We start from the raw sequence: 13002 nt of genomic DNA, 5'->3' as shown, positions 1-13002 counted from the left end.
GCACGGCGGTGAGGGCATGGCGGAACGTCAGGTTGGTAGTGGGAGCCGATCCCCACTCGGCATAGTGCACCTCGCCCGAGCAGGCAGTCATCAGGTCTTTCTGATTCTTCACGTCAGGCTCCACCTCGAAATCCACGTATGGCGTGCCCGAATGGTCGGCAGGCGAAAGCGTAATCTTACCGTAGCCGGCAGTCACTTGCGGTGCCACGGCGAAGAACTTACCGTAACGTTTTCCCCACGACCACAGCATAGGCGTAATGAGGTTGCCGTCGGGACCGGTTTCCTCATTGTAGAACCACGGTGTGGTTTCGAGGTTGCCCGAGGTTGTGCCACGGTAACCGATGGAGCTGAAATTTTCCAATGTGGCAGTGGTGGTGATGTTGGCACGGGATGGATGCCTGCCACGGTGGTTTCGATGAGGCAGGCATCGTCGGCTCCCACTACAGAGAGCTTCTGCGAGGTGAGGTCTTCGGGCGTGAGGGACTGCACGGCAAGTCTCTCGGCAAAGGCCGCACGGGTAACGGCACCGCCGAAGGAGGAGGCGACGTTTTGAGCTTCGGCCTGTGCGTCGCTCACATGGAAGGTTACGGCAGCGCCTTTGTCGCCACCGGTCTGACGACCATTAACGAGGTCGTCGTTGGTACACGAGGTTAGCATGCCCAATGAGATTAGCATGCCCGACAATAATAAAATTTTCGTTGTTTTCATTGTCTTGTTTCTTTTTAAATGGTCATAAAACTTAAAATTGATTAGCGGACTCTTTCCATCCGTTCCCGCAGGTTGAAGCGCTTGGCGCCACAGGGTTAATCGGGGTCTTCAGTAGGATCTTCCACAATGACACTGCCGCCGCCCCCTCCTCCGGGATACACGTTGGCACTGCCTGCCATCATGACTACCGTTTCCATGTCCATGGTCAGGACCTCACAAGAGGGTTTTACATAATTCATTTCTTTTTTCATTTCTTTTTCATTTAACTTGTTTGATAGAATGATTTTATATTCCTAAATGTTCTGTTTTAGCAACGTAAAAACGGTCTTATTTCGCTCTCCTGTATCAGGAAGAAAATACACCCCAAAAAACAAATCTCTCGGGATGCCTTTGTCTGTTATGGTCTCCGCACGCTGTCAAGCGCACGTATGCGAAAAGTTTGAAGTGTGGTTTAACGGCTGCACGCCGATGAAAGAGAAAAGTATCAAATTATTGGGAGGTTCCAAATAATTTTACTTTAGAAACACGCTATGTTCAAAAAGATTTCGCACTTTACACATTTTTATATAATAGGATGGAAATCACCACGTTGATGATTTCGGAGGCAAAGCTAAGTATTAAGTTTAATTTATGCAAGGGAAATGCAAAAAGTTTTCATTAAACCATGTTACGATGATGACGATGCTTATCATCAACGATATATTTTTCCAATTATATTGAATTCCGTTAATATTGAACAAAGAAGAAAGAGATAAGCATCACACAAAAAAGCGACGCGTATAAACCGAGAAAGTCATCCGCATAAAACGAAGAACTCATACGCATGAACCGGTCAACTCATCCGCATGAATTGACAAACTCATACGGATCACTTTTACAACTCATACGGATGACTTATTCATTCCATACGTAAGGCTGTCAGCATTCTTATTATTCATGTTGCCATGACGGTAATTGCTCCCGTTAACTTTCACATTAACTATACTTGAGCCTATCAGATAAAGCCCAACCCATTAGCAAAGACAAAGAGAATACCCAACGGCGCGATATATTTAATAACAAACATATACACCTTAAAGAAATGCTTCATAATGGTTCCTCCATTCGTAATCTCTTCATACGAATATTGCTTATTCCAATACCAACCGACAAAGATGGCAATGAAGAATCCGCCCAACGGAAGCATAATCTTTGCTGTAAGATAATCAAGGAACCCGAAAATTCCCATATTGAATATGGTCAAATTTTTTAATACTCCTAAAGACAAAGAAGCAATAATGCCCACCATTAAACTTCCCATTGTCATCATACTTGCAGAACGACCGCGGGTAAAATGGAATTGCTCGTGAATAAAGGCTGTTGACACTTCGTGCATTGATATAGTAGAAGTCAAAGCTGCCAACGCTAAAAGCACATAAAACATAACAGAGAACAGATACGCAATTATAGGAGCTCCGCTAAATGCTTGCTGAAACACGTTGGGCAATGTGATAAAAATAAGCGAAGGCCCCGCGTCCGGTTGGATGCCAACAGATATAGCCGCGGGGAAAATAATCACTCCCGCAAGAATAGCCACCATAGTATCAATGATGCCCACACTGAAAGCTGTCTTAACCAATTTCGTGTCTCTCGAAAAATAAGAAGCATAAGTAGATAAACATCCCATTCCCAAACTCAACGAGAAGAAAGTCTGTCCGCAAGCAGAAAGCATCGAAGCTCCGTCAATCTTGCTGAAATCGGGCATAAATAAAAACTTTAAGCCTTCTATACTGTTTGGTAATGAAATAGAACAAAAGCCCAAAACAATCAGCAATATAAACAGAATAGGCATCATAATCTTCGAGAATTTCTCTATACCTTTCTGCACTCCCTTTACAATAATAACATGAGTCATTATCATAAAAACAAACAGCCAAATAAGCGGACGGATAGGATTTTCAGAGAATGCCTGAAAGTCATGGATGAAATCCTGAGGAGTTTTGCCGATAAAGCCATTTAATCCGGCATCAAACAGATATTCCAACGTCCAACCGGCAACAACGGTATAGTAGCCGAAAATAAGAAAACCGGTAAGCACTCCCCAATAACCTAAATACTTCCAAGCTGTACCCGGAACGAGCACTTTATAAGAACTGCCGGTACTGGCTTTCGCATGACGACCGATGGAGAACTCGGCAATCATAACGGGAATGCCCAATAATAAGATACACAGTAAATAAATTAAAATAAAAGCTGCTCCGCCATGAGCACCTGTCTCATAAGGGAATCTCCATATATTTCCTAACCCTACGGCAGAACCGGCCGCTGCCAATATCGCGCCAATCTTACTCCCAAAGTTTGCTCTCTTTTCCATTCCTAACAACTGTCTGTTTCAGTTTCTAAATTTCAAAGATACAAAACTATAAAAAGAATCGTAAAAAGTCTATCTATTTATACAAATTCATCTTTTTAAACCCTAAAAAATACGATTTCATTATATTTATTACCATAATTTGTAACAAATAGAATAACTTAAATAAGAGTCTCGGTTATTCAGTTATACCGGCAAACGCAAAAAAAAGAAACATAAAGACTATAGATTGACTTCTCCACTCCAATACTTGAAAGGGAATTTAGTAAGATAAGAATTATAAAAACGATGGTCTCCGGTCACCTCCTTGCCAATGAAATTAGGTTTTTCATACCATTCATCCTCCGATTTCAGTTCCACTTCAGCCATAATAAGTCCTTCATTATCCCCATGGAACTCATCTACCTCGAAGATATGCTCCCCCGACCTCACAAGATAACGAAACTTATCTACCTGACCGGGTTCGCATAGTTTCATAAGATCCTGCGCATCTTGCAAAGAGATCTCTTTCTCCCATTCAAACCGACTCATTCCGGTCGCGTTCGACGGCCCTTTAATAGTAATATATCCTTTTTCATCACGAATCCGGATACGCACCGAACGGCCATGACCACTCGTCATGTATCCCTGTACAATATGCGTTCTGTTAAAGGCTTCTTTCTTATAATTATCGTTTATAACCAGAAACTTTCGTTCTATTTCCTGTGCCATATCATTTATATAAAAAAGTCCCGCTCGGTATTCACTTTGCAGGACTTATAATATCATTCTATTACTTAGTTTAGATATTTAACAGCGACAAACAAAAGAATAATTGCTAAAAGAATCAAAGTAAAACAAATACCTTTAATAACTTTACGTGCTTTCTGTTCCGCCTTTTTCGCTTTAAGAGCTTTCCTATTATTCTTTCCCATTGCATTAATATTTAAGATAATTTCTTTCCCAAATATAGAAAGTTTTATAAGAACTCCCAAACAATTCATCTTTTAATTTTCCTGATCGGAGAATTCCATCAGATAAGCCTTAATGAATCCTTCTATTTTGCCATCCATCACTCCGTTTACATCCGAAGTCTGATAACCGGTACGATGATCTTTCACCCGACGATCATCAAAGACGTAGCTACGGATTTGAGAACCCCATTCAATCTTTTTCTTCCCGGCTTCTACTTTTGCCTGTTCTTCCATACGATGTTGTAATTCCTTATTATATAGAATAGAGCGTAAATGACGTAAAGCATTCTCTCTGTTGTGAGGTTGATCCCGAGTTTCCGTATTCTCAATTAGGATTTCCTCTTCTTCCCCCGTATACGGATCTTTATACTGATAGCGCAAGCGAACTCCTGATTCTACCTTATTGACATTCTGACCACCGGCACCACCACTTCGGAAAGTATCCCAACTAATACGTGCATTATCAATATTGACTTCAATGCTATCGTCAACCAGTGGAGCAGCGAAAACCGACGCGAAAGAAGTCATCCGTTTCCCTTGTGCGTTATAAGGAGATACGCGTACTAAACGATGAACGCCATTTTCTCCTTTCAGATATCCGTATGCATAGGTTCCTTCTATATTCATGGTCACGCTCTTAATACCGGCCTCATCACCTTCCTGCAAATCGGTAATAGTAACTTTATATCCTTGAGTTTCGGCATAACGCATGTACATACGCATTAACATCGAAGCCCAGTCCTGACTTTCCGTTCCGCCTGCGCCTGAATTGATTTTCAGAATACAATCCATCTGATCGGAATCGGAACGAAGCATATTCTTCAGTTCAAGTTCCTCAATTGCATTCATAGCTTTCTGATAATCCGTGTCTATTTCTTCCTCAGTAACTAACTGATCTTTATAAAAATCGACAGCCAACTCCAACTCGTCTGTAAGTGTTTTGACTTCTTTGTATCCTTCAATCCATTTCTGGATATCCTTCACTTTTTTCATTTGAGCTTCAGCCTTCTTCGCGTCATCCCAGAAGCCGGGAGCCTGAGTACGAAGCTGTTCTTCCTCCAACTGGATTTGTTTGTTATCAATATCTAAATATCTTTCAAGCGCGGCTGCACGATCTTTTACATCCTTCAGTTGGTCTATAGTAATCATATATTGTTTTATTTATTAATCAATTGTTTCAATTCACACTAATCCCAAGTAATCAAAATCAGCTTTAAGTTATTCCACATACATAGCGGCAATCTCTTTCGCATAATTCTTTGCCACGACACTACGCCTAATCTTCAATGTATTAGTCAATTCTTCCCGTTCCATACTAAAGGGTTCCGGAAGTAAAGTAAATTTCTTAATTTGTTCATAATGCGCAAACTGTTGTTGAAGCGTTTCAATATGATCGGTAAACAAATCAATGATTTTCTGATTCTTCACCAGATCATTCATATCAGTATAAACAATACCATTACTCTTTGCAAAGCTTTTTATCAAATCGTAATTTGGGACGATAAGAGCAGATACAAACTTCCGCTGGTCGGCTATAATAGTAATTTGATCAATGTATCTGTCCACCACCAAACGAGACTCAATGCTCTGAGGAGCAATGTATTTTCCATTAGAGGTCTTAAACAAATCCTTCAAACGTTCGGTAAGGAACAGATGTCCATCCTTAAGGTAGCCGGCATCCCCTGTACGCAACCAGCCATCTTCCGTAAAGACAGCTTTAGTCAAGGCTTCTTTCTTATAGTATCCGGGGGTAATACCTGCTCCTTTCAATAATATCTCATTATTTTCTCCTATCTTCACTTGAACGTGAGGCATTATCGTTCCAACGCTACCAATGACATGATCATGATCCTGCTCACAAGAAACAGTCGCTAAAGACTCGGTTAAGCCATAACCGGTTATCATATTTATTCCAATACTAAGAATAAATTCCTGAACCTCCTTTGGTATAGCCGCGCCGGCCGTCGGAAAGAATCGACCATTCTCTAAACCAATTTGCTCGCGTACCTTATAAAACACCATTCTCTCATAGAACTTATACTTCACACGAAGCCAAAATGGAGCAGACTTATTTTTACTTACATAATTAATATTATAGTCTCTACCCACCTTTATGGCATCAAGAACAAGCGATTTCTTCATTCCTGTCATTTCGTTCATCACCTCTTTCACGCCATGATAAACCTTTTCAAAGAAACGAGGAACAGAACACATACAGGTAGGATGAACTTCACGAAGCGACTGCTGAATATCTTTGGGATACAAATTAACAGCCAACGTACAACCCTCGGAAATACACCAATATGTCCATCCTCGCTCGAAGACATGTGTATAAGGAAGGAAATTCATCACCACATCTTTCGGTCCTAAATCAGGGAAACGCTGATGATGAGCCGCTAAAACTGCCTCATAATTAGAGTGAAGCAACATAACACCTTTACTATCGCCTGTTGTTCCACTCGTATATAGGATATTCGCTATATCACTTGAAAGAGATTCCTTGGTCAGCTTATCAACTCTTTTCTGAAACTGACGAGCTTTACCGTACTGAAGAAACTCGTCAAAATAAATGGAATTAGTATCCTGAGGATATCTTTTAACATTCCTATCATATATAATAATCTTCTTCAAAGGGGTGCCCAAGGACATTACTCTACACGCAACTTCGTATTGCAACTGCTCCCCGACAAAAAGGAAACGAACAGAAGCATCGTTCAACATATAATGAATTTGTGCTTCAGAACTGGTTGCGTAAAAAGGAATAGTTACTGCACGAATACCATAAGCGCCATAATCGGTGTAAAGACATTCCGGCATATTCTGAGAAAAAACCGCGATATTCTCTTGAACACCAACACCAAGTTCAAGAAGAGCATTCGAAACAGTCGTAACCACCTCAGCAAACTTATTCCAAGAGATGGGAACCCATTTCCCTGTCTTTTGATTTTTGTATTTCAAAGCTGCATGATTACCAAATTTCTTTGCCTGATTCTGAATCAGGTGCGACATAAGAGTACTCATATTTGATTGTTTTTTTACTATTTTGTCACAAAGTTACCTCTTTAATTTGGAAATCACATCGTAATACAATACAAATTTGACAACAAATCCTTATCTTTGTCTGTCAAAAGGAGCGACAAAATGAGCAATATCGAAAATTTTACCTCAGAAGCAATCACACTGCTTAAATCATTAATCAACTTTCCCTCCATAAGCAAGGAAGAGGAAAAGGCTGCCGATTTTCTACAAAACTATATAGAAAGCTTAGGCATAATGACCGAACGTTCGGGCAATAACATCTGGTGCACAAGTACCAATCTTAATCCGCTGAAACCTACCATCTTACTGAATGCACACATTGATACGGTTAAACCGGTTGCCGGTTGGAAACATCAGCCCTTCACAGCAAAACTTGAAGATGATAAATTATATGGTCTGGGCAGTAATGATGACGGAGGCAGTTTGGTTTCACTCTTTGAAACATTCCGTTATCTGATTACAAAAGACCAAAACTATAATCTCATTTTTCTTGCATCGTGTGAAGAAGAAGTTTCCGGTAAGAACGGAATTGAAAGTATATTACCCCTTTTACCTCCTATTAGTGTCGCATTGGTAGGAGAACCGACAGGTATGCAACCTGCCATTGCCGAGAAAGGATTGATGGTGCTGGATTTGATTGCTCATGGTCAATCAGGGCATGCAGCTCGTAATGAAGGAGTGAATGCCATCTACAAAGTTTTGGATGATATTGAATGGTTCCGGAATTACCAATTTCCGAAGATATCCCCCTTACTTGGCACGGTAAAGATGACGGTAACCGTAATGAATGCCGGTACTCAACATAATGTTATTCCGGATACATGCACCTGTTTGGTAGATATTCGCAGCAACGAGTGCTATACAAATGAAGAATTGTTTAAAGAAATCAGCGCACATGTGAAGAACGAAGTAAAAGCACATTCATTCCGGCTGAATTCCTCAAAAATAGATCCGAATCACCCATTGGTACAAAGAGCTGTTGCATTAGGCAGAAAGCCCTTTGGCTCACCAACTCTATCCGACCAAGCTTTGATGAACTTCCCTTCTCTGAAGATGGGGCCGGGAGAATCTTCCCGATCACATACAGCCGATGAGTTTATAAAAACTTCAGAAATAGAGGAAGCTATTCGACTTTACATAGAGATGTTGGACGGACTGACCTTATAAATTAACGTGAGTTCGACGAATTTAAGATAATACAAACCATTTATCACTACTTTTTTTAAAGTGATACACGGCTCTTTTGGCAATCAGCCATAACAACTATTATCCTGATGCGTATGAACGTGAAAAGTGAACTACATAAGTTACCATATTCACCAGAAGATTTTTTCGTTTCACATAGGTGAGTCACTTGTTTCACTATTGTGAGACACTTGTTTCACAGAAGTGAAACTCTTGTTTCACCTATGTGAAACGAAAGATTCTTCCGTATGAGTTGAGCTATTCATACGGATCACTTTCCTTAATCTCCTTATGAAAAAAGAATTTGATCTAATCGTTAAATCAACAAATACTTATAGATCGTTGAACTCACCTTCCAATCCATGCTTCCGGATTAAGTTTACTCGTTTCTTTTCTTAATTGAAAATGTAAAACCGTATTGCCATTTGAATCAGTAGCAACCGTACCAAGTAGACCTCGCGTATTTACATGTTGCCCTTTCGAAACCATTACATTCTTCAAATTGCAATATACCGAAATGTATGCCCCATGACGAACCAACACATTATTGAGGCCGTTCAATTTAAAGACATAAGATACCTCACCATCAAAAATAGCACGAGCCTGAGCGCCCTGCTTACCTTTTATATCAATACCTTTATTATCAAGTTTAACATACTTCAGCCCATCCACACTATAGGTTCCAAAATGGCTGATGATAAGATACGGACCGGTAATAGGCACAGGAAGAATTCCCTTATTACGTTCAAAGTTTCCCGATAGACGGCGATCCTCCGTATTCAGATTATATTTCTCGATTGGAGCAGATTTAATTGTCGCACGAGGTGATGCTTTTCGTGCCGCATTTTCCGATGATTTTATAGCAGCGGGATCCTCTTTTGATTTTGCTGCCGCAGCCTCTTCCGCGGCTTTCTTCTTTGCCTCAGCCAACCGACGAGCTTCCTCTTCTGCACGCTTACGGGCTTTTTCAACTTCAATGGCTATCAAGCGATCAATTTCTTTATTCAATTGAGAAGCTGTTCGTCGTTTTTTAGTCAACTCCTGTTGAATACCTTTCTGCTTCTTTTTCAAATTGGCAATCAATGTCTGACGATCACGCTCCTGAATCTCCAGTTTTATTCGTTCGGTTTGACCTTGTTTTAACAAAGCTTCTTTAGCTCCTCGCGTTGCTTCCAACTCTTCTTTTTTCTGAGCCACCTGCAATTGTTTCCCTTCTATTTCTTTACCTTGAACACGTTGAAAGTCAGCATATTCGCGAACATAACGCATTCTTCTATACATCTGATTAAAGTTCTTGGCCGACAAAATAAACATCAACTTTTCTTGAACCGAACGGTTCTTATACATATATTGCACAGAAGCTGCGTATTTCTCTTTTTTATCATCCAGCTCTTTTTGAAGGTCTGCAAGTTCCAATTCAAGTTGCGTAATCTCAGAATTAAGGGAATTCACATCATTCTGAATAGCATCCACATATCTTTTACGCTCATCAATCTGTCCAGTAATGAGTGCTAAATTATCCAATTGACTCTTCACATCCTTCTTTGTTGACTTCAGCAGCGTTTCCGATTCCGCAATCTGCTGGCTGAGTTCTTTCCTACGATTCTCCAGTTCTTTTATCTTTGGCGTAGTTTGAGCCCACAAAGTAAAAGGAAAACAAATTAAAAGGAGTAAAAGAATTTGTTTCATTATTTCAGAAGTATTTTAAGGATATCGTCCAATTCTACTTCTTCATACTTATCGGACAATTGCGTATTAGAATCCCAGTCAGCATCAGTTGATAGTCTTGAAAAATCGAACATGGCGGTCAAAGACTTCTTTGAACCTTCCACAGCAACAAACATCTTTGTCGGGAACTGCTTATTCTCTAAATCCTTGAAGTTGCCATATTGCCATTTAATGCCGTATTCCGTTCCGGTCATTCCAATATAAGTTTGTTTCAATAAGCCTTGGGCAATGGTTGTAGTAAACTGATAAATAAAGCGTTTTGCATTTTTCACTGCCAATGTTGCCGCTGCCGTATCCTGACGAATAGTAAAAGCGTTCACATCTTTGACAGACACACTATTCTTTCCGGGCAAAAATATTTCATTCATGAATAACGATTGAAACGCATGAAAATCTAAATCTGCATTTGTCCGTCTTGTCAGCTCTTCAAATGGCACCTTAACGTAACGCTTATGAATCCTATCTACAACTAAAATACCCGCCGGAGTAATCTCAGCCCGGGCAACTTCGATACCCAGAACCGGAGCAATAGAAATCAGAATTACTTCATCACGCTTCATCTTTAGCGAACCGCTAACATTTATTTCCTTCACACTCTGCGTAAGAGTCAGATTCATTTTAGCTGTTATGGCTTTCCAATCAGGCGCACGACCAATTACTTCAGAGAAATATTGTTCTTCTGTCAGATTTCCGATAGTAGTTTTTGTCAACTTCTTAGTTGAAGAACATGCAGCCATAAACAGTCCTACCACGGCTACCAATATATAATAGGTATACTTCTTCATTTAGCAAAATATTTCTTATATGTTATCTTCTTTTTCAATACACGCAATTCATCTTTATCTCGTGAACTTTCACTGTTTTGAGTCTTTTCCTTTGAGAGTTCTTCTGCTTTCTTCCAATATTCCACAGCCTTCTCCTTCTCTCCGTTCATCCAATATATATCACCACAATGTTCTGTCTCAACTGAACTTTTATCCCCCCCGTTCTGCATTGCCTGATCAATATAAATCTTTGCCTCCACATATTTTCCCTTCTCAAAAAGAATCCATGCGTAGGTATCCAAATACGTTTCGTTCTGTGGTTCAGCCTGAACTGTTTTATAGCTCATCTCTTCCGCTTTATCCAGATTTTTATGTTCAAGAGAAAGATAATAAGCATAATTGTTCAGAGCGCCAATATTATCCGATTTATATACTAATGAAGAATCGTAAGCAGCATACGCTAACTCATTATCTTTTTTTTCATGATACATATCGCCCAATATAGCATACAAATCCGACGCCAACCTTTTATCCGTTGTACTGTCTACCTGAGCTACTCCCTTTTGGAACACATCAACGGCCTTATCTATATTCTTCTTCTCATGATACGCCATTCCAAGATAGTAATAGAATTCCAACGATTTAGGAGTATATTCCAACGCCGAAGTACAGATTGCGATGATAGAATCCATATTCTGTTTAGAAACTGCATATTGTAATAATTGCAAACGAGCAGGAGTATTCTCCGGATCAATATCAAGAACCTGATGTAGAACCGGCTTTGCATCACTATCCATCTTCTTTGTAACGAGATACTGAGCAGCCAGCATTGCCAAGTCCGCGTTCTCTTGTTTTTCTTTCAAAACGCGTTTAAAAAGCGAAGCTATCTTAATGCTATCCCGATCCGTCTGCTCCGAACGAATAATCAACTGACGCATCATATTCAGTTTGGTATCACTGCCCACATTATCATTCAACAACACTTTATTGATCTGTTTATTGTATAAACTGTCCTGTCCCTGATGCTGGTAGAAATTAGCTAAAGAAAGCTGTACCGGACCATAACCGGGTTCTTTCTCTAAAACTTCTTGATAAGTTTTCAAAGCCTCTTCCGGCTTGCCATTCTCTACATAAACATCCCCAAGCATCGTCAGATAACGCATATCATAAGGATATTCATCAGCCAATGATTTCATCTCACTGAAAGCCTTATCCATATTACCCATAGCCACATACATCCGGAATTTCTCCATACTGATAGCTTCCGATTTTCCATCTAAGTTCTCCAGTTTATCCAATACATTAATGACTTCTTGATATTGCTTTGTTTGGGTATACAGTTGAGTAAGCGCCATGAGAGGTTCAAGACGTGTAGGAAATTGCTGTGACATATTCTCGTAAACATAAATCGCTTTTGGATAATTACGCTTGGTCTGATAATATCCGGCTAATGTCTGATTATACCAAAAGTTCTTAGGATTTAGTTTTACGGCTTGCTTTAATGCATCCTCTCCTTTCGACTCTTGTGCCGTGTACATATAAAATTTAGATAGCTCGTACAATACGGCACCTACTTTAGGATTAATAGAAAGACAATGTTGATAAAGATCGTATGCGCTCGCGTAATCTCCTTTTTCTTTCAATCTAACAGCCTCCATAAAGAAATAGTCATACTTACGTCGTAACTCCGCAGGTAAGGTGTCTTGCTCTATATCCGTAGAAATAGAATCGTTCTTCCCTATTAGTTTCTGATTACCTGTTCCACAGGAAACAAAAGACAGCACAAAGAACAATAGAAGCGAAATTTTATATAAAATTTGTTTTAATATCATTATCTCAATCTTTACCCGTATGCCCAAAGCCACCGGCACCACGCTCAGTTTCATCTAATACCTTTACTTCCTCCCATTCTGCTTGTTCATGACGGGCAATTATCATCTGTGCTATACGCTCACCATCATTAATGGTAAACGATTCTCCAGAAAGATTAACCAAGATAACACATATTTCACCACGATAATCGGCATCAATTGTCCCCGGAGCATTCAGCACTCCGATGCCATGCTTAATAGCCAATCCACTACGAGGGCGAACCTGAGCCTCATACCCTTTTGGAAGCGCAATATACAATCCCGTCGGAATCAATATCCGTTCTAAAGGTTTTAATACTATTGGCTCATCAAGATTAGCTCGCAAATCCATACCGGCTGACTGCTCTGTAGCATATTGCGGCAATGAATGCTTTGATTTATTTATAACTCGAACTTTCATTTTT

Annotated in this window: 11 protein-coding genes and 1 pseudogene; 2 read left to right on the top strand and 10 right to left on the bottom strand. The window is 40.0% G+C overall.

The genetic code is table 11. The annotated features are described in order from the left end of the window. Window positions 1–361, bottom strand: a pseudogene (locus LO761_RS10505) (fimbrillin family protein); the annotation flags it as partial. 29 nt (window positions 362–390) lie between these two features. On the opposite strand from LO761_RS10505, the gene LO761_RS10500 reads away from it, so the two are divergent. Then, window positions 391–654, top strand: a complete 264-nt coding sequence (locus LO761_RS10500; protein WP_272818241.1) for a hypothetical protein — start codon at window positions 391–393, stop codon at window positions 652–654. 1048 nt (window positions 655–1702) lie between these two features. On the opposite strand, the gene LO761_RS10495 is transcribed toward LO761_RS10500, so the two are convergent. The 5 genes from LO761_RS10495 to LO761_RS10475 all read right to left on the bottom strand — a co-directional run bounded on the left by LO761_RS10495 (window position 1703) and on the right by LO761_RS10475 (window position 7032). Beyond that, window positions 1703–3061, bottom strand: coding sequence for a sodium-dependent transporter (locus LO761_RS10495; protein WP_272818240.1), 1359 nt, complete (start codon window positions 3059–3061; stop codon window positions 1703–1705). A 219-nt stretch (window positions 3062–3280) separates the two neighbouring features. After that, window positions 3281–3769, bottom strand: coding sequence for a CYTH domain-containing protein (locus LO761_RS10490; protein ID WP_272818239.1), 489 nt, complete (start codon window positions 3767–3769; stop codon window positions 3281–3283). A 65-nt stretch (window positions 3770–3834) separates the two neighbouring features. Next, complete coding sequence (locus LO761_RS10485; RefSeq protein ID WP_272818238.1) at window positions 3835–4041, bottom strand: hypothetical protein; 207 nt, start codon at window positions 4039–4041, stop codon at window positions 3835–3837. 3 nt (window positions 4042–4044) lie between these two features. After that, window positions 4045–5160: a peptide chain release factor 2 gene (gene prfB / locus LO761_RS10480; protein ID WP_272818237.1), complete on the bottom strand. Its 1116-nt coding sequence runs from the start codon at window positions 5158–5160 to the stop codon at window positions 4045–4047. 69 nt (window positions 5161–5229) lie between these two features. Further along, the gene (locus LO761_RS10475; protein WP_272818236.1) at window positions 5230–7032 is read right to left on the bottom strand and encodes an AMP-dependent synthetase/ligase; all 1803 of its coding nucleotides are present in this window, start codon (window positions 7030–7032) and stop codon (window positions 5230–5232) included. Window positions 7033–7152: 120 nt separating this feature from the next. On the opposite strand from LO761_RS10475, the gene LO761_RS10470 reads away from it, so the two are divergent. Continuing rightward, the gene (locus tag LO761_RS10470; protein ID WP_272818235.1) at window positions 7153–8217 is read left to right on the top strand and encodes a M20 family metallo-hydrolase; all 1065 of its coding nucleotides are present in this window, start codon (window positions 7153–7155) and stop codon (window positions 8215–8217) included. 366 nt (window positions 8218–8583) lie between these two features. On the opposite strand, the gene LO761_RS10465 is transcribed toward LO761_RS10470, so the two are convergent. The 4 genes from LO761_RS10465 to dut are packed head-to-tail and all read right to left on the bottom strand — an operon-like array spanning window position 8584 to window position 12998. Continuing rightward, window positions 8584–9924: a murein hydrolase activator EnvC family protein gene (locus LO761_RS10465; protein ID WP_272818234.1), complete on the bottom strand. Its 1341-nt coding sequence runs from the start codon at window positions 9922–9924 to the stop codon at window positions 8584–8586. Further along, window positions 9924–10748 (bottom strand): DUF4292 domain-containing protein, encoded by an 825-nt coding sequence (locus LO761_RS10460; protein WP_272818233.1) that lies wholly within the window; start codon window positions 10746–10748, stop codon window positions 9924–9926. Before LO761_RS10460 ends, LO761_RS10465 begins: the two co-directional genes overlap by 1 nt. Next, on the bottom strand, window positions 10745–12556 hold the full coding sequence (locus LO761_RS10455; protein WP_456238525.1) for a tetratricopeptide repeat protein: 1812 nt from the start codon (window positions 12554–12556) through the stop codon (window positions 10745–10747). The genes LO761_RS10460 and LO761_RS10455 overlap by 4 nt, the downstream gene beginning before the upstream one ends. Before the next feature lie 7 nt (window positions 12557–12563). Further along, window positions 12564–12998: a dUTP diphosphatase gene (dut, locus tag LO761_RS10450; protein ID WP_272818231.1), complete on the bottom strand. Its 435-nt coding sequence runs from the start codon at window positions 12996–12998 to the stop codon at window positions 12564–12566. Window positions 12999–13002: the final 4 nt, after the last annotated feature.

The organism is Phocaeicola oris (assembly GCF_021295095.1).
Taxonomy (GTDB): Bacteria; Bacteroidota; Bacteroidia; order Bacteroidales; family Bacteroidaceae; genus Phocaeicola; species Phocaeicola oris.
Note: the sequence above shows the minus strand (reverse complement) of the source record. Positions and strands in the feature narration are given on the sequence as shown.

Coding starts and splice junctions, on each gene's coding strand:
- LO761_RS10460 (WP_272818233.1), bottom strand. CDS start 10,748: ATGAAGAAGTATACCTATTATATATTGGTAGCCGTGGTAGGACTGTTT.
- prfB (WP_272818237.1), bottom strand. CDS start 5,160: ATGATTACTATAGACCAACTGAAGGATGTAAAAGATCGTGCAGCCGCG.
- LO761_RS10470 (WP_272818235.1), top strand. CDS start 7,153: ATGAGCAATATCGAAAATTTTACCTCAGAAGCAATCACACTGCTTAAA.
- LO761_RS10500 (WP_272818241.1), top strand. CDS start 391: ATGGATGCCTGCCACGGTGGTTTCGATGAGGCAGGCATCGTCGGCTCC.
- LO761_RS10490 (WP_272818239.1), bottom strand. CDS start 3,769: ATGGCACAGGAAATAGAACGAAAGTTTCTGGTTATAAACGATAATTAT.
- LO761_RS10495 (WP_272818240.1), bottom strand. CDS start 3,061: ATGGAAAAGAGAGCAAACTTTGGGAGTAAGATTGGCGCGATATTGGCA.
- LO761_RS10475 (WP_272818236.1), bottom strand. CDS start 7,032: ATGAGTACTCTTATGTCGCACCTGATTCAGAATCAGGCAAAGAAATTT.
- LO761_RS10485 (WP_272818238.1), bottom strand. CDS start 4,041: ATGAATTGTTTGGGAGTTCTTATAAAACTTTCTATATTTGGGAAAGAA.
- dut (WP_272818231.1), bottom strand. CDS start 12,998: ATGAAAGTTCGAGTTATAAATAAATCAAAGCATTCATTGCCGCAATAT.
- LO761_RS10465 (WP_272818234.1), bottom strand. CDS start 9,924: ATGAAACAAATTCTTTTACTCCTTTTAATTTGTTTTCCTTTTACTTTG.